This window comes from Novipirellula aureliae, assembly GCF_007860185.1.
In the GTDB taxonomy this organism is placed as follows: Bacteria; Planctomycetota; Planctomycetia; order Pirellulales; family Pirellulaceae; genus Novipirellula_A; species Novipirellula_A aureliae.
The window spans coordinates 1,343,253-1,359,005 of record NZ_SJPY01000001.1 but is presented as its reverse complement, the minus strand read 5'-3'; the positions used below and the strand labels follow the sequence as shown (position 1 = coordinate 1,359,005).

Here is a 15,753-nt window from a genome sequence, read left to right as displayed (position 1 = left end):
GTGTGCCAAAGTGGCTCGTTGTTGTCCTCGCAGGACGACCGTCCTTTCGTTAGAATGACTCGCTGGAGTGTGGCCTTTTGGCGATCCAGTGAGATGCGTGAATCGGCTAAGGACTAGACCCCCCCGAAAAAATACCCGCCTGAAGATTCCTTCACTGTTTTAGGAACCATCCCAATGTCCGTGCACGATTGGAGAGACACCGATGCGAACGACCCTTAATATCACGCTCATCTTAATGGCCGCCGTTCTAATCGGTCTCGGCATTCGCAGTTTTCGTGGCGACGCCGCTCGATCCGAGTCGGGGGAGAGGATCGAGGTGTTTTCTAACTCGCTATCGCCAGACGAGTTTGTCGAAGAAGACTCCTTGGCTGAAAACACCATGCCAAGTCGTCCGCCTGAAGATGAAGCATGGCTTAGTCGGTTCACTTTGACCGAACGCAGTGGCAAAGAAGTGAGTAGCGAAGCGTTGCTCGGGACACCTTACGTTGTTAGCTTTTTCTACAGTACTTGTCCCAGCATTTGTGTTCGCCAAAATCAAAAGGTCAAAGAGCTGCAAGACGAATTTGAAGGCCAAGATGTTCGTTTTGTTGCCATCTCGGTTGATCCTGAAACCGATACGCCGGAGCAACTCCGCGAATATGCCGCTCGGTTTGGTGCCGACCCCGAACAATGGCTGTTTATGACCGGTGAGATGGCGTACATTAGCCGAGTGGGTGCGGAAGTTTTCCGCTTGCCCGTGGACAAGCAGTTTCATTCTGAACGGTTTGTGCTCGTCGATCGGAAAGGTCAAATCGAAGGTTTTTACTCATGGCCGGAAGAAAAACAATTCGACCGATTGAAAAAAACGATTCACGAGATGCTCGAGTCAACCGCGAAGCCTGAGACCACCGCGAAGCCTGAGACCACTGCCAAAAAGGAATCCTGAACCGGTGAATTGGCAATTTCTCTCCGATAATCTGCCTCACGCTACCGCAACGCTCAATGCAATCGCGACGGTGCTGTTGGCATTTGGACTCATCAAAATCCGTCAAGGCAAAGCACGCGTCCACAAAAAGTTGATGTTATCGGCTTTGGGTGTCAGTGCTCTTTTTTTGATTCTGTATTTGCTCCACAAGGTAGCGCTGTATCAAGTGACGGGTGAGCCGAACAAACGGTTTCCAACCGATCCCGCGATCGCGTCGGACACGGCGCGCTATACCTACTTTTCGATCCTTGGTACCCATTTGGTCCTGGCGATGTTGGTTCCGTTCTTGGCGCTCAGAGCGGTCTATTTGGCAATGAGAGGACGGATCGTGGCTCATAAAAAATTGGTTCGCTATGCTTACCCGATTTGGATGTATGTCTCTGTGACGGGCGTCCTTGTTTATCTGATGCTTTACCAGATTTATGCGGTGTAGTTGGCGGGCTAAAGCAAAATCCAGTGCCGCGGGATCCTTCGCAAAATCCTCGACCCTCAATTTGCCATCTCCAATCATTCTCTGTTGGAAAGCTAGAAGGTTCTCAAATTGACAAATCGGATTTTCGTCTCCTTTGCTAGGTCAGCGAAATGGGGGTCGACCAAACCGATCTCGGCTAGGTCATTGAGTTCGAATCCGATCGGCACGTCGGCCGATTTCATCACAATCAGTTCCTCTGCGGCAAACATTTGGGAGAACGCTGCGGCCAAGGTGTCGGAGGTCACGTCCCAATTGGCTGGCAAGCCCATGTTGGGGAATTCGGGCTTAAAGCAGATCCCAATCTGTACGACCGCAATGATGGGCGTGGTCTGATCTTTCGTCGATGATGAGAACGTTTGTTGTAGGTCGTGCATTGTTTCATAGAGATCGACGTTGCCAAGAATTTGATGTGCCAACCGAGCGGTGTGCCGCATCAAATCAATGCAAAGCCAATGAGAAAATTTATCGGGGATTGGATTCGCGGCGTTGATCTCACGGACCGCGTCGACGATACCTCCTCCGCCCACGATGACGAAAGTGAGTGGGTGCGGATTCTCACGGCACCAACGATGAAATGTTTCCTGGAGGTTCTTTAGCGATAGCAAGCTACCACCAAGCTTTATCACGCGTACACGTTGGATGTTTGGCATTGGTTGTTAGAAAAACCCGTTGTTCTGGATGGGTGAATGTATCGGCGTAACGAGGATTGTCGCAAATCATAGCCGGTTCTAGCGATGGTTCGTGTTCGTGATTCGAGCTTTCTTGGCTCTAGCGGTTGCCAAACCAATGGTTACGATCCCATAATGGCGTGATCGGTTTAGCATTTTGTTTTCAAGGTGGTTTTTAAGATGAGTGATGCAAAAGTCAGTGGCGTTGTCCATTTGGTCGAAGAGACGAAAGAGTACGGGAATAATGGGTTTCGCAAGCGTTTGGTTGTGCTCGAGCAGGAAAAGGGTAGTTTTACCAACTACGTGCCCGTCGAATTCTTGAAGGATGGTTGTGAGCTGGCGGACGATTTGAACGTGGGTGATGAGATTGAGGTCGTGTATCGGCTCAATGGTCGTCGTTGGCAGAAAGACGACCAGAGCGAAGTGAAATTCTTTTTGAATGCCGAGGCGCTTTCATTTCGAGTCGTCAATAGCGGCGGCGGAACGATGACCGAGCGGGTTTCGGAGTCGCCGAATGACGCTTTCGACCAAGCGAGTGAAGAAGACGCTCCGTTTTAGCGTGAATCAAATCCGCCGCCAGAAGCTGGGGAAAACCAGTACCAGAACGCTAAAAACCTCCACACGGCCAAGCATCATCAGCCAAACGAATAGCAGTTTGGCTCCTTGACTAAAGCGAGCGTAGTTCTGCGTCGCGCCGACCACACCGAGACCTGGTCCGATGTTGTTTAGCGTTGCTGCGACGGCGCTGGCACAATCGAGCAATTTCTCGTCGATCGTACCCTCGTTCATCAGTTCAGAAATTTCTTGTTTCGATTTCTCGATGCGCTCGACCGCCTCCTCGGGCTGTTTTTCTTCATACTGGGCGATGGTTTGTTCGGTTACCACACCCCACGTGCTGCTTGGCTCGAACGTGATCAGCGTGAGCCAAGAAAAGACAAAGATTGCTAGGATGATTGAAAAGTAAACCACGATGCCATGAGCAATGTTTGGATCGTCGACAGTGGATCCGCCAACTCGTAGCAAACGAACGACTCGTGGGCGATGTGCTTTTTCGATTTCGTGACGTAGGATTTTGTAAAATAGAACGTGTCGGATTACCTTTAATCCACCCCCCGTGCTGCCCGCGCAACCGCCAACAAACATCAGTAGAAGTAAAGCTCCGCGTCCAAAGTTATTCCATTTGTCAAAGTCTGCCGTCCCGTAGCCTGTTGTGGTCATGATCGAGACGACTTGGAACAGGGCGTTGCGAGAGGAATCAAAGATGTTGCCGAATCCGACGTCTCCGGCTCGCATCCCAAAAAAGACGATGCCAACCGAAGCGACCGCAATGAATCCGATGTAGGTTCGGAACTCGATATCCCGAAACAATGCTTGAGGCCCGCGCAGCAGCGTCAGATAGAGAATCGTGAAATTGGTGCCAGCCAAGATCATAAATAGTACGGTTGTGTATTCGATCGTGACACTCTCGAAACGTCCCAGACTTCGGTTGTAGGTACTGAAACCGCCTGTTGCCATCGTCCCAAACGCATGGCACATCGAATCGAATAGAGACATACCCTCGAGAGCATAGATAACCGTTAGGATTAGATTGAGCCCAATGTAGATCGCAGCGAATACCAGTGCAGTGTGTTGCATTCGTGCCATGCTGCCCTCTTTCGTGGGTCCTGGCATCTCGGCTCGCATCATCGCTTTGCCTGCCGAACCTTGACCCAAGATGGCAACGAACAAGACGACGATTCCCAAGCCGCCAAGAAAGTGGGTCCAAGATCGCCAAAACAAGATACAGTGAGGAACCAACCCGGGGGTTTCCAGATCGGTCAGTACCGTTGCACCGGTAGTGCTAAAACCAGACTGGGACTCAAACATCGCTTCGATGAACGTGATTGGCTCATTGGCTGCGATTTGGGTACCGCTGAGGTAGTAGGGTAGGGCGCCGAGGATGGTCGCCATGACCCAGGAAAGTCCAACGATCGCCATCGCTTCTTTTTGATAGAGCGGTCCGCCACGATGCCGACGGCCGCTCAACCACAATATCGCGCCACTGACAATGCTAATCGTCATGCTCAGTAACAACCCATAGGCGGCTTGTGACTCGAACGCCGATGCGGCTGGTAGGTAAGTTCGGTTGGCAAGGGCAGGGAATGCAAACGGCAAGCAGAAACCCATCGAAGCGCCAATCAGCATGCAGATGGTGCCAAGCACCCGAAAAAGCAGCGGGTAATTCAATTTGTTGCCGTCAAAACGGGGAATCGGAAAAGTTGGTGGCTAGCATTCTAACGCCAAAGGTACTCCCTTCGTAGCCAGGGTCGACTCGTAGCCAGGGTCGACTCGTAGCCAGGGTCGACTCGGAGGCTGGGGTGGCCAGCCGGAGACCCGGCATCGGGCGTTTAGCACATTGCAAACATGATCGTGCTAACGTGCTGGCTCAGGCATCGCTACCACCGACTTGCCCCAGTCTACCGGCTACTCGTCACGTAGCTCGAAATCATCGTCCTCGGAATTTTCGCCCTCGTCGTTCGATTCGGCTGGATTTGGTAACCGTAGCTCACCCGTCATGGGATCCGGTTTCAGCTGCAAACTGTCCTCATCGAGTTCAAACGATTTTTCATTTCGTAACGGTTGGATTTCATGATGCAAGCTAGCGGCAGACTCATCCGATGGATTGTCGAACGACAAGGACTCGAGCGGCAACGGGTCGGGTTCAGCTTGAGCATCAATCGCATCCGCATCGGGGTGAGACTCTTGGTCTGACCCTCTGTCAAGTTCGACATCTGGGACCTCAAGCATCTGAATCTCGTCTTCGCTAGGTAGTTGGTCGATCGGTTCCACCGCAACCGTACCGATTGCCTCGGCGGCCAAGGCAATGCTTCCTAAGTCGGAGGTTGACGCTGGTTTAGAAGACGCCGGTTTAGAAGACGCCGAATCGAATGTCATTTTCGAAGCGGATTGTTTTAGAAAAATCTCTTCGACGTTACCGCGTAGGACTCGGTGTCCAAGTTCAATCGCTCGCTCTTCGCTCCAGCCATTCATGCCCACGAAATGATCCGCTAGAACGTTGGACAGCACGCGCCGATACATATCAAATTTGGGCCAGACGAATTCGAGTTTATAAGCATCGCTGTAATACCCAATCTGTTTGTTCGCAGGGACGGCTTCCAAACGCGCTTGAGCGTCGCGATGGATGAACGATGGTGTGTTGCTGTACCACCAATGTCCGTTGGTTAGGACGTTGGGAAAAATCCATGCATAGCTGACCAATTCTTGATTGGTGACACTCGCCAGTACGGAAACTGGAAATTTTACGTCTGCAAAGGCATTAAACAGTTCACGGTATTGGATGAGTGAGACACGGCTATCGTATAAATCTTGTCCCTGATAGACGCCGCTTGCATAGACACCGCGGTTGACTCCGATCATCAGGTCGAAGGGAAGACCGAACTCGTCGCATAATTCCGCTAGCATCCAAAACAACGTCCGAGAGAAGGCCTGTTTTTGAGCGGGTGCTGCCGACTCGCTTTGATGCAGCATTGCGTCGAATGCGTTGGTCCCACGACCCTCGTTGACCAGGGTCGGCTCGAAGTTGGGTGGCAATGAGATTGCACAAGCTCGTCCACCCTTTGCCGAAAAGTGTTCGAATCGCTGCCTGAGTGCGTCTCGAAGACTGCTGAGCGAACCGTTTAGCGAAACTCCGCTCGACCGCTCGAGTCGTTCCTGCGTTTCACGCTGGTGGAATTTGAACACCAAGTCATCCGTCCGCAAGCAGGGAATGTAGGTTTCGGTATCAAAACCTTCGAGAGAATCGTCAAAGTCATTGGTTAAAAAGACCGCGCGGACCTTGCTCTCTTGGAGCACTGTTTGGGACCAGTCGGCAGCAGACATGGTCTTCTCGGCCGTGTCGTAGAGGGCTTCCCAGTTGGAACTGTCGAGTCGGTCGGATTGGAAACTGAAAAATTTTTGACAAATTGCGACCAACCAGTGGTACTGGGACGTGTTCTCGAGAGGTTGCAAATTTTCGACCAAACGTCGGACGAGTTCACGAGGAGCGAGGTCTGGTTCTTCGATCGGCTCTTTCGGCATGCCTGCCGAGTGGGCTAATTCCGTATAATAGTGATAGCCGAGGATGTCCGCCAATGTCCGTGATGCGGGCGCGTGGGGATTGATGTGCGTATGCGGATCAATTAACTCGATCGACTCAATGGCTTGATAAATCGTTTCGGCGGCAGAATGTGGCATGACAATGACGGTCAAATGGGTAGGAGGAAGCAACGTCTCCGAATTGAGCATCCTATCTTAACGGCAAATCACCACCGGTGCGCTATGTGCAGGCCTGAAAACCTGTCCTGGGTCGGTGATCGTTTCGATGGTCGCACCCTTTCCGAGCGGAAAACGCCGTCCATCAGGGGAGCCCATGTAGGCCAGGGCGAATCCGGTGGTACTGTCAACTCGGAGAGCCGTGCGACATGGAGGCAAAACCGTCTTTCAAGCCATAAAGTGGCTCTTGAAGGGCGGCGGTTTGGGATGTAACGATTGTCGTGGTTCCGTAGCTTCGAACGGTGAAATTTGGGGGAAGTATGCAGACAATCACCACTTCTTAGAGGGGGAAGTGCTTCAATAACGTTTCTTTCTGTAGCGTTCGGGCTTGCTTAGTGGGTGATTCTGCCTACTATCAATAGAGCGTCCGATAGGATCGCTTTTCATCATTCGTCGGAGTTCTTGACTTGCCCACCTCAAACGACAATGCGCGTGACGTCCTCGATGTTGGCGGCGAGCCCGATCACGGCGACGACATCGATTTCGATCATTCCGATTATGTAAATGAGTTTCGTGAATATCGTATCGATGGTGCTGCTTTAGGTGAATCTTTTCCCGAGCAAGCCAATCCATCAAGGATCGTGCCTCCACCGGTTCATCGAGTCCCTGAGTCTGCCGTTGCAGAAACGTCCATCGTCACGGCCGATGTCGTCGCGAAATCGGAGCCCTCCGAGCCGTCCGAGCTGCCGACCGTTGGCGAGTCAGAGAAAGTGGATGGTAACGCCGAGCCGACGGAAAAAGGGACTGCTCGCCGATCGCATCACCCTGATCCTGCTTTGCAAAGCTTGGTGTTGTTGGCAACGATGGCGGTGATGTTGGCTGCCGCTCGCTATGCGGTTCCTCAAGTGGTTGAAGAGATTCGCTACGCCTGGCATCGCGGTGAACTGCGGGCGGAATACGACACCGGCAATGAGGGGCTGAAGAATGTTTCGCTCGATAGTTTGAGTGAAGCTTATCAAATGGTCACCGCCGCCGTCGGTCCAAGCGTCGTGCATATCGAAGTCTCGCGACATGCCAGCGCAAATCAAACACCGCTTGCTAATTTGATCCGTTCTGACGCCTATATGGTTGCTGATCAAGGTAGTGGAGTGGTGATTGACGAAGCGGGCTATTTGGTGACCAACCGCCACGTTATCGCAGGCGGCGAGAGGATCAACGTAACGTTAGGCGACGGTCGGCGAACGACCGCCACCGTGGTTGGAACCGACCCGCTGACCGACTTGGCTGTCTTGAAAGTCAACATTGGTAATTTACTGCCGATCACGTGGGGCGATAGCGACCGTTGCCGAGTCGGTTCACCTGTCTGGGCTGTCGGCAGTCCCTTTGGCTTAGATCGAACGGTGACGTTCGGGATTTTGAGCGGAAAGCATCGCATGGTCCGGGCCAGTACTCAGTATCAAGATTTCATGCAAAGCGATGTCGCGGTCAACCCAGGCAACAGCGGCGGGCCGCTTGTTGACGTGCGAGGCAAGTTGGTCGGAATCAACACGGCGATTGTCGGGGATACCTATCAAGGCGTTAGCTTTTCCATTCCTAGTAACGTCGTTCGACAAGTTTACGAGCGAATTATTGAAACCGGGCGTGTCGAGCGTGGATGGTTGGGAGTGGGGCTTGGTGAGGTGGCCGACAGCGATCTGATCGGCGATAACGCTCGCGTTCGCGGGGCGATCGTCAATGCAATGACCGATCTCACATCGCCGGCTGCTGTGGCGGGATTGAGAGTCGGTGATCTGATCGTTTCCGTCGACCAGCAACCGATCAGCGACGTCGGGCATCTGATGCGACTGATCGGCGGGTGCGTTGCGGACACCATCGTCGACATCGAACTTTATCGCGATGGCGAAAAAATGGTGCTGGCTGTTCAACTGGGAAGTCGGCCTGAGTTTTAGAACGGGGCCCACCTATCCGCCATTGTCCATCGGCTCGGAGAGCTGAGCGACATTGCGACGCGGACGCCTGAAGGGGCATCCCATCTCCTCTTGCAATTGCAAAGATGCCCCATTCGATTAGAATGCAGTCCGCTCGTTCGTCCCACCTTCGCATCCGATGATGGCTAGCCTAAAAATGCCAATCTGTCTTTTGATGCTTTCCGAACCTCCAAATGACTAGACAAAGTAATATGAAGAGATTTGTTTGTTGTCGGTTTCCGAAGTCCATCGCGTCTTTCGCTGTGTTGTCAGCTATGGCAATGTCGGTGGGCGCGGTTGCGGATTCACCTGACGCTGCGACAAAACTTGGCATTGCCGCACAGCAGCCATCGTCAGGGCCGTCGGTCAAAGTCGACGAGGGCTTCATGGTTCCCTATTCCTTGCGAATTCCCGGGACGGATGTCGAAATCGAAATGGTTCCGATTCCAGGGGGGACGTTTTTGCTCGGAAGCCCCGAAGACGAAGCCGACCGCAACGATGACGAAGGGCCTCAAGTCGAAGTGATCGTCGATCCGATGTGGGTAGCGAAGACGGAAACGACATGGGGGCAATATCGCGAGTACATGAAGTTATACGCGATCTTCAAAGAATTCGAAGCCAATGGTATTCGTCCGGTGGACGATTCAAACAAGATCGACGCCGTGACCGCGCCAACGGAGTTGTATGATCCTAGTTTCACTTACGAATTCGGAGAGCAAGACGATCAGCCTGCGGTCACGATTACTCAGTACTCTGCCCAGCAGTACTCGAAATGGCTTAGCCGACTGACAGGCCAGCAATTTCGACTTCCTACCGAAGCCGAGTGGGAATACGCCGCTCGCGGAGGCACGAAGACGGCCTATAGCTTTGGCGATTCCGCCGACGAGATTGACGATTACGCTTGGAGTTTCAATAACGCCACCGACGGTTTAGGTGAGGTTGGGACCAAAAAACCGAATCCGTTTGGGCTGTACGATATGCATGGGAACGCAGCCGAATGGACGATGAATCAGTATACCGAGGATGGCTACAAGGTTTTTGCCGAAAAGGCATCAGCGACGAAGACGCCTCTTCACGCAACCGAAGTCGTTGTTTGGCCCGAGACGTCGAGCCCATGTGTGGTTCGAGGTGGCAGTTTTGAAATGGATCCCGAGGCTCTTCGCAGTGCAGCTCGTTTGGCGTCCGATGATGAGCCTTGGAAGGTGGACGACCCCAATTTTCCACGCAGCCCCTGGTGGTTTACCAGCGACTTGGCTCGTGGTGTCGGATTCCGCCTCATCCGATCCTACAAACCGCTCGACAATGAATTGATAGGTAAGTTCTGGGAAGCCAACGCCGAGGACGTCAAGGGCGACGTCGAATCAAGAATGCTCGGTGGACGTGGTGGTTGGGGGATCATCGATCCAACTTTGCCGGCTGCGATCAAAGCATTGCAGAAAGAGTGATCGTCGCCAGTGATCGCTGGCCCCAATTTTGTGCCGGCCCCGTATCATCGCTGGGGCCGTGTCATCGCTGGCCCCGTGTCATCGCTGGCCCCGTGTCATCGCTGGCCCCATATCGACGCCCATTTTGGGATGCCGATGGATACCCGCTACCCAAAGTAGCGTCAGGAAAAGTAAACTTACCGAGTTGACATACTTTTACCATCTATTTTGAGACCCAGAAAGTGTACGAAACCCTTGCCGTCGTTGGTGCTACGGGCGCTGTTGGCCGAATCGTTTTAGAACAATTGCAAAAGCGGGATTTACCGTTCCGAAAGCTGAAATTGCTTGCTTCGCAACGGTCTGCTGGCAGCGAGGTTCGTTATGCGGGCGAAACAATCAAAGTCGGACTCCTGGAACCAGGAGCGTTCAATAACGTTGATCTCGTTATCGCCAGTACCCCCGATGAAGTGTCGGCCGATTTTGCCCCCTATGCGGTGAAAGAGGGGGCAGTCGTGGTTGACGAAAGCGGCTATTGGCGGATGGATCCCAAGGTCCCGCTCATCATTCCAGAGGTCAATCCTGAAGCGGTCGATAAGCACGACGGGATCCTGGCCAGTCCTAATTGCAGCACCACGCAAATGGTCGTCGCCCTTGCTCCGCTGCACCGCGCCGCTCGCATCCGCCGAGTGGTCGTTAGCACCTACCAAGCGACCAGCGGTGCGGGACTGTCGGGCAATGTGGAGCTTAACGATAGTGTCCGAAGTGCCTTGGTCGGAAAAACGCATCCACCGAAAACGTTTCAGCATCCAATCGGCTTCAATCTCATTCCGCAGATCGGATCCCATAAATATGAAGGCTACACCAGCGAAGAGATGAAGATGGTGTATGAGACTCGAAAAATCTTTGGGGACGACGAGATCCAAGTTTGTCCGACTTGTGTTCGTGTTCCCGTCGCGACGGGACACAGTGAGTCGATTTTGGTGGAAACCGAGAAACCATTATCAGTCGAAGAAGCGATCGAATTATTCAATGGCTTTGACGGTATCACCGTCGTTGATGATTTGGCGAATATGCAATACCCGATGCCTCGCGATTGCGATGGCAAAGACGATGTGTTTGTCGGGCGAATTCGTAAAGACATCAGTAGCCCTAACGGGATTGCATTTTGGTGCGTTAGCGATAATCTTCGCAAAGGGGCTGCGACCAACGCCGTCCAAATTGCCGAACTGATGATGAAGCAATCGTCAAAATAGGTCGTGCGTACGTTCAAAATTACGGTCGGTTATGACGGAACCGACTTCGCGGGTTGGCAAATCCAGCCACGCCAAACGACAATTCAAGGAATGCTCGAACGCGCTCTCGTCAAACTGACGGGCGAACGCGTGCCGGTGACTGGCAGTGGACGCACGGACTCGGGTGTCCACGCGTTGGCGCAAGTCGCCAGTTTCCAAACACCGAATTGGCGGGCCAGCGCGGCGGAGTTAGGAAGAGCGATGAACGTCCATTTGCCCGCAACCATCGTCGTGCTCCACTGCGCCGACGCCCCCGACAACTTTCATGCGATTCGCGATGCGATCGGTAAACGTTACCGGTACCAATTGCAACTTGGCGGGATTCGAAGCGTTTTTGATTTTCGCTACCGTTGGCGAGTAAAAGGGGTCACGCATCTCGAAGCGATCGAAGAGGCTTGCGGCCGGTTCGTTGGCACGAAGGACTTTGCCAGTTTCCAAGGGGCCGGCAGCCCCAGAAGGACAACCATTCGCACGATCAAGGCATGTGAATTTATCCGCGAACTCCCCTCCGATATGCCTCTTGGTCTGCACGGCGAGCGGATCTCCATCGAGATCGAATCGGATGGTTTTCTCTATAACATGGTTCGCAACATCGTTGGGACATTGGTCGAGATAGGCAAAGGCAAGCAATCGCCCACTTGGGTCGACGAGGTTTTCGTAGCGAAAGATCGTGATGCCGCCGGTCCCACCGCGCCACCGCAAGGATTATTCCTAAAGCGAGTGGATTATCCAGATTCGTGTGGCGTAAGCTTCTAGCTTGCGTACCATTAAATAAGCTTCCACACTCAATCCATTTCGCATGTCTCTTCGTTTACTCATCGACGGCTACAACGTGATCGCACCCGTGGCGGGGCCAGGGCGAAGCCCCGATCCAAATTGGCTTCACCACGAGCGACAGCGATTGCTACGTCGTTTGTGCGATCATCTTCCTGAGCCCGTTCGCAGTCGCACCTGTGTGGTCTTCGACGCGAACTCATCACCTTCAAACCGGGACAGCGAGTATACGGTTAGAGGTCTTGATGTTCGCTTCGCAGTCGACCATGACGAAGCAGACGATTTGATCGAAGAACTCATTCGTGCGCATAGTGCACCGAAGCAATTGGCAGTCGTTTCCTCCGATCATCGATTGCAAGATGCCGCTCGGAGGCGAGGCGCAACAGCATTCGATGCAGAGGCTTGGCTCGATGATCTACTCGATGGACATGCTCCATTAGCGATTTCCGCAAAATTGAAAAGCGAAAGGGCAGGGCAGGGCAGGGGAGGGCAGGGCGATTCGCCAAGTTCTGGCAAGCCAAAAGGCAATATGTCGGAAAAGGAAATCGAGCAATGGCTCCGAGAATTCGGATTCGATGACTAGAGCATTTTGCAAAAAGCCGTAGGCTGCTTATTTAGTGGCTGTGGCTTCCAGCCGCAGCGTTCTTCTCAACTGGGGCTGGAAGCCCCAGCCACGTCAAAAATCAAAATGCTCTAGCTGGATAATGTCGCTACTTTCGTAGTGGATCTTGTTAAAGATCCCACTCGGCACGGATCTTTAACAAGGTCCACTACCCGTATCCAACTTATCAGCAAGTTTCTTTAAGTCGATCTCTCGTCGTTTCGTCACCCATTCACCACGCTCGATTTGCAAGTGCCACCAAGGAGGCAGGACCGCGAAGGCAAACGCGAACCAGGAAATCGCCAGGTGCCAGTTCGTTGGATTCTTGATGACGATCGAGCCGTAATGCAATTCGCTTTCCGCCGTCGAGTCAATCCATGGACTCAGTAGGAAGACGACGAGAAAAACACACAATCCAAAAACTGCGAAAGAGCCAAACAAACGAGCCAGTCCCATTGCCCACCGAAACCCAAAAGCTACGAAAACTCCGAGTCCAACCAGATACAGGAAGTCATCATCAAGGCCGCCTGAGTTTCGGTCATTCATGTAGTTGACCAGAAGAAAATGGAACATCCCGTTTGCCGCTATCCAGATGCCCGCAAAACGATGGCGATTGATCGCAGGAGTTTCCTCCTGGATACTTTCGATCGTAGTCGGTGGTTTATAGGGGTTGGTCATTGAAGTTGATGCCGGGGCTCCATCTGGTTGACCCAGCCTACACCCAACTCACTACAACCCTTACAACAAGAACCTTGGGGCTGGGAACGATTGGATTGTCTTGGAGTTGCTCGGAATTTGTCGGAGTCGTTCTTTAGTTTAACCAACATTTCAGCGGAGTGTTTCTGCATCGAAACATCAAGCACTTATCAGTCCTCTGTATCTGTCGGGTTCCTGTGTCAGCATCATTAGAACGCACAAAAACGCCTGCGAGCTTTGCTGCGGATTCGTTAGCCCTTGGGATGATGGTTGTTTTGGCGATGACGATTGTCCAGCGAGCGTTTGGGTTTCTGCGAGGCATTCTATTTTGCCGGTTGATGGACGACAGCGTCGTTGGTCAATGGGCGATGGCGTTTGACTTTATCATCATGATCACTCCAGTGATGTTGTTTGGAATGCCGGGCTCGTTGCCTCGTTATGTTGAAACCTATCGGCAACAGGGCCACTTGAGATCGCTTGTCAAACGGCTTCTGATTTCCACTGCCATTCTGGGCAGCGTTTTTCTAGTCGCCATGTTGGTGGCGCCCGATTGGTTCGGATGGTTAATCTTTTTGGATTCGAATAGCCAAGCCTTGACCTATAGTGTCGCGATGGGGGTGTTGGCGACGATTGCCTTCAACTTCGTACACCAGCTGGTGAGCTCGCTAAGGCAAATTCGTGTCGGTTCGGTGATGCAGTTTTTGCAAAGCGTCTTTTTTACTCTATTCGCATTGACTTGGTTGATTGCGGGTGGCGGGATTGTGGGGGTGATTGTCAGTTTTGCGATCGCATCGCTGGTCGCCATGCTGCCTGGATTGTGGACGCTTTCCAAAGGTTGGAGTGGGTTACCGCAGAGTGAATCCCGCTTTGACGCTCCTTCGATGTGGCGGCGACTATTGCCATACGCTGCAGCACTTTGGGCGATGAATTTATTGAGCAATTTGTTCGAGATGTCGGACCGCTACATGATTCTGCATTTTACGACTGGCAGCGAAGTGGCGGGCCAATCTGCTGTCGGGCAATACCATAGCGGACGCATTTTTCCCGTTCTACTACTGAGTCTCGCCACGATGATTAGTGGTGTCCTAATGCCATACTTATCCGCGGACTGGGAATCGGGGCGGCGGCGTGAAGTGGTTGAACAGATGCGAAAATTCTTGACCGCAATCTCGTTGTTCTTTACCGCTGGCAGTGCCGCGGTGCTGGTGATCGCACCGTGGTTGTTCGCTACGCTGCTCGAAAATCGCTACAGCGACGGGTTGGCGTTAATGCCAATGGCATTCGTGTTCTACATTTGGGCTTCGATTGCAATCGTCGGCCAAGACTATTTGTGGGTTGCCGAACGCGGCAAATGGGTTGGCATCGCGATCACATTGGGTTTGATTGCCAACATCGCATTGAACGGCTACTTGTTGCCGATTTGGGGGCTACAGGGTGCGGTCATTGCAACCTTGTGTTCTCACGCGATTGTGCTTAGTGGCGTGTGGATCGCAATGGTTCGCTGCGACTTCCGTTTCGACTCGGTGATGTTGCTGATCAGTTTGTTGCCTGCGACGCTATTGCTGGGCCCGATCACTGCATTGTTCTTTGTTGCCATCATCCCAGCGACAAATCAGCAAGTTCAAAATTGGATGCTCGATGGACTGATGCAGGTCAAGGCGAGGTGGGGGCTTCCCAAAGTGGCACACGCCGTTCTTCCGGCCAGAATGCTCGATTGAGTCGCTCGGGGTCTTGTTGGGTCCATGTCTCCTTCATTTGAGGTGCCGTCACGAGACGTTGGCAGCCTTCATCGTTCCAACTGCATTCATAGCGGGGCGGGTCGAATTGACGAATCGGAATTTGGTCATCCGATTTGATCAATCGCCAAGCGCGGACATGGAATCGCCGGTTCGCGGCTGACCAATCGTAGAAGATGACCTGCTGAAAAACCTCACGGCCGTTCTTGTCGACAAAATGATGATGCTCGATGAGATCAACCTTTTTCCGAGTCCGTTGAGAATCCGCTAGCGATCCTGAAGGTGCAATTCCAGCAACCAGCAAGAAAAGCAAATTTGTGCAGAACGCCATTTGTCCCTCCTTCGAAACACGATTATTAATTGGTATGCTCGCCAAGGTAAGAATGTCGGCTCTCTTCAAGTCGCTTTCATAACATACGACGCAGCCCCATCAAAATGGACCAAGCGTGAAGCTTTTGTAGGTAAATTGTGGATGCAGTGTTTGGGGTGTAAGGATTTCTTGAAGATAACTTCCGTCGATAGCAAAAAGACAATCCGCATGTCAATGCCAGGGAAAAAGCATTGATCTGCGGACCTTCGAAGTGCATATCGGTGTTCGCAATTGGCACAACATTTTTCGAACGTGTCCTAAGAAATCCCCGAGTTCAGGATGGAAAACACATTTTGGAAGATGGAGAAGAGCATGGACGCTCAAAAGCTGGCACGGGCAAACGATTTGATGAAGAGTATTTGCAGCGATCCAGACATGATACTCGATCCGGATGGGGGTATCCAATCCGCCTTGTATGGTTGAAAGTAAGCGATTTCCAGTATAGCCAGATAGAGGCTTTTGGTAAACTAAAATGTGTCGTGCGTTCCAGGTGGAGACTGGGCGTTTGATGTTTTTTCTGCTCGGTGGCCATGATCGC

General features: G+C 52.5%; 15 protein-coding genes. 10 read left to right on the top strand and 5 right to left on the bottom strand.

Annotated elements, in window-relative coordinates; all coding sequences use genetic code 11:
- The first annotated feature begins 202 nt into the window (after window positions 1-202).
- Both Q31b_RS05185 and Q31b_RS05180 read left to right on the top strand, forming a co-directional pair.
- Complete coding sequence (locus Q31b_RS05185; RefSeq protein WP_146598523.1) at window positions 203-925, top strand: SCO family protein; 723 nt, start codon at window positions 203-205, stop codon at window positions 923-925.
- 4 nt (window positions 926-929) lie between these two features.
- A complete protein-coding gene (locus Q31b_RS05180) occupies window positions 930-1,397 on the top strand; it encodes a DUF420 domain-containing protein (RefSeq protein WP_146598522.1) in 468 nt (155 codons plus the stop codon).
- Between the two features lie 92 nt (window positions 1,398-1,489).
- On the opposite strand, the gene Q31b_RS05175 is transcribed toward Q31b_RS05180, so the two are convergent.
- Window positions 1,490-2,086, bottom strand: a complete 597-nt coding sequence (locus tag Q31b_RS05175; protein ID WP_146598521.1) for an amino acid kinase family protein — start codon at window positions 2,084-2,086, stop codon at window positions 1,490-1,492.
- 198 nt (window positions 2,087-2,284) lie between these two features.
- On the opposite strand from Q31b_RS05175, the gene Q31b_RS05170 reads away from it, so the two are divergent.
- Complete coding sequence (locus Q31b_RS05170; protein WP_146598520.1) at window positions 2,285-2,662, top strand: DUF3127 domain-containing protein; 378 nt, start codon at window positions 2,285-2,287, stop codon at window positions 2,660-2,662.
- A gap of 6 nt (window positions 2,663-2,668) precedes the next feature.
- Here the strand turns inward: Q31b_RS05170 and Q31b_RS05165 are convergent, their stop codons facing one another.
- Both Q31b_RS05165 and Q31b_RS05160 read right to left on the bottom strand, forming a co-directional pair.
- Window positions 2,669-4,288: a TrkH family potassium uptake protein gene (locus Q31b_RS05165; protein WP_146598519.1), complete on the bottom strand. Its 1,620-nt coding sequence runs from the start codon at window positions 4,286-4,288 to the stop codon at window positions 2,669-2,671.
- 279 nt (window positions 4,289-4,567) lie between these two features.
- Window positions 4,568-6,337, bottom strand: a complete 1,770-nt coding sequence (locus Q31b_RS05160; RefSeq protein WP_146598518.1) for a glucuronate isomerase — start codon at window positions 6,335-6,337, stop codon at window positions 4,568-4,570.
- Window positions 6,338-6,822: 485 nt separating this feature from the next.
- Between Q31b_RS05160 and Q31b_RS05155 the strand changes: the two genes are divergently transcribed.
- The 5 genes from Q31b_RS05155 (at window position 6,823) to Q31b_RS05135 (ending at window position 12,395) form a co-directional block, all read left to right on the top strand.
- Window positions 6,823-8,304 carry a S1C family serine protease gene (locus Q31b_RS05155; RefSeq protein ID WP_231617311.1) on the top strand — a complete coding sequence of 494 codons (1,482 nt, stop codon included), beginning with the start codon at window positions 6,823-6,825 and terminating at the stop codon, window positions 8,302-8,304.
- 230 nt (window positions 8,305-8,534) lie between these two features.
- Window positions 8,535-9,767 (top strand): formylglycine-generating enzyme family protein, encoded by a 1,233-nt coding sequence (locus tag Q31b_RS05150; RefSeq protein ID WP_390622301.1) that lies wholly within the window; start codon window positions 8,535-8,537, stop codon window positions 9,765-9,767.
- A gap of 221 nt (window positions 9,768-9,988) precedes the next feature.
- Window positions 9,989-10,999, top strand: a complete 1,011-nt coding sequence (locus Q31b_RS05145; protein WP_146598516.1) for an aspartate-semialdehyde dehydrogenase — start codon at window positions 9,989-9,991, stop codon at window positions 10,997-10,999.
- A gap of 3 nt (window positions 11,000-11,002) precedes the next feature.
- The gene (truA, locus tag Q31b_RS05140) at window positions 11,003-11,794 is read left to right on the top strand and encodes a tRNA pseudouridine(38-40) synthase TruA (RefSeq protein ID WP_146598515.1); all 792 of its coding nucleotides are present in this window, start codon (window positions 11,003-11,005) and stop codon (window positions 11,792-11,794) included.
- 43 nt (window positions 11,795-11,837) lie between these two features.
- The gene (locus tag Q31b_RS05135) at window positions 11,838-12,395 is read left to right on the top strand and encodes an NYN domain-containing protein (RefSeq protein WP_146598514.1); all 558 of its coding nucleotides are present in this window, start codon (window positions 11,838-11,840) and stop codon (window positions 12,393-12,395) included.
- A 174-nt stretch (window positions 12,396-12,569) separates the two neighbouring features.
- Here the strand turns inward: Q31b_RS05135 and Q31b_RS05130 are convergent, their stop codons facing one another.
- Window positions 12,570-13,091: a hypothetical protein gene (locus Q31b_RS05130; RefSeq protein ID WP_146598513.1), complete on the bottom strand. Its 522-nt coding sequence runs from the start codon at window positions 13,089-13,091 to the stop codon at window positions 12,570-12,572.
- A 215-nt stretch (window positions 13,092-13,306) separates the two neighbouring features.
- On the opposite strand from Q31b_RS05130, the gene Q31b_RS05125 reads away from it, so the two are divergent.
- On the top strand, window positions 13,307-14,827 hold the full coding sequence (locus Q31b_RS05125; protein ID WP_146598512.1) for a lipopolysaccharide biosynthesis protein: 1,521 nt from the start codon (window positions 13,307-13,309) through the stop codon (window positions 14,825-14,827).
- Here the strand turns inward: Q31b_RS05125 and Q31b_RS05120 are convergent.
- Window positions 14,763-15,176, bottom strand: a complete 414-nt coding sequence (locus tag Q31b_RS05120; RefSeq protein ID WP_197170947.1) for a hypothetical protein — start codon at window positions 15,174-15,176, stop codon at window positions 14,763-14,765. The genes Q31b_RS05125 and Q31b_RS05120 overlap by 65 nt on opposite strands.
- Before the next feature lie 318 nt (window positions 15,177-15,494).
- Between Q31b_RS05120 and Q31b_RS27920 the strand changes: the two genes are divergently transcribed.
- A complete protein-coding gene (locus Q31b_RS27920; protein ID WP_197170945.1) occupies window positions 15,495-15,638 on the top strand; it encodes a hypothetical protein in 144 nt (47 codons plus the stop codon).
- Window positions 15,639-15,753: the final 115 nt, after the last annotated feature.

Excerpts from the sequence above, each read along its gene's own strand:
- Q31b_RS05185 (WP_146598523.1), top strand. The coding sequence starts at position 203 with ATGCGAACGACCCTTAATATCACGCTCATCTTAATGGCCGCCGTTCTA.
- Q31b_RS05175 (WP_146598521.1), bottom strand. The coding sequence starts at position 2,086 with ATGCCAAACATCCAACGTGTACGCGTGATAAAGCTTGGTGGTAGCTTG.
- Q31b_RS05170 (WP_146598520.1), top strand. The coding sequence starts at position 2,285 with ATGAGTGATGCAAAAGTCAGTGGCGTTGTCCATTTGGTCGAAGAGACG.
- Q31b_RS05165 (WP_146598519.1), bottom strand. The coding sequence starts at position 4,288 with ATGCTGATTGGCGCTTCGATGGGTTTCTGCTTGCCGTTTGCATTCCCT.
- Q31b_RS05160 (WP_146598518.1), bottom strand. The coding sequence starts at position 6,337 with ATGCCACATTCTGCCGCCGAAACGATTTATCAAGCCATTGAGTCGATC.
- Q31b_RS05150 (WP_390622301.1), top strand. The coding sequence starts at position 8,535 with ATGAAGAGATTTGTTTGTTGTCGGTTTCCGAAGTCCATCGCGTCTTTC.
- Q31b_RS05135 (WP_146598514.1), top strand. The coding sequence starts at position 11,838 with ATGTCTCTTCGTTTACTCATCGACGGCTACAACGTGATCGCACCCGTG.
- Q31b_RS05130 (WP_146598513.1), bottom strand. The coding sequence starts at position 13,091 with ATGACCAACCCCTATAAACCACCGACTACGATCGAAAGTATCCAGGAG.
- Q31b_RS05120 (WP_197170947.1), bottom strand. The coding sequence starts at position 15,176 with ATGGCGTTCTGCACAAATTTGCTTTTCTTGCTGGTTGCTGGAATTGCA.
- Q31b_RS27920 (WP_197170945.1), top strand. The coding sequence starts at position 15,495 with ATGGAAAACACATTTTGGAAGATGGAGAAGAGCATGGACGCTCAAAAG.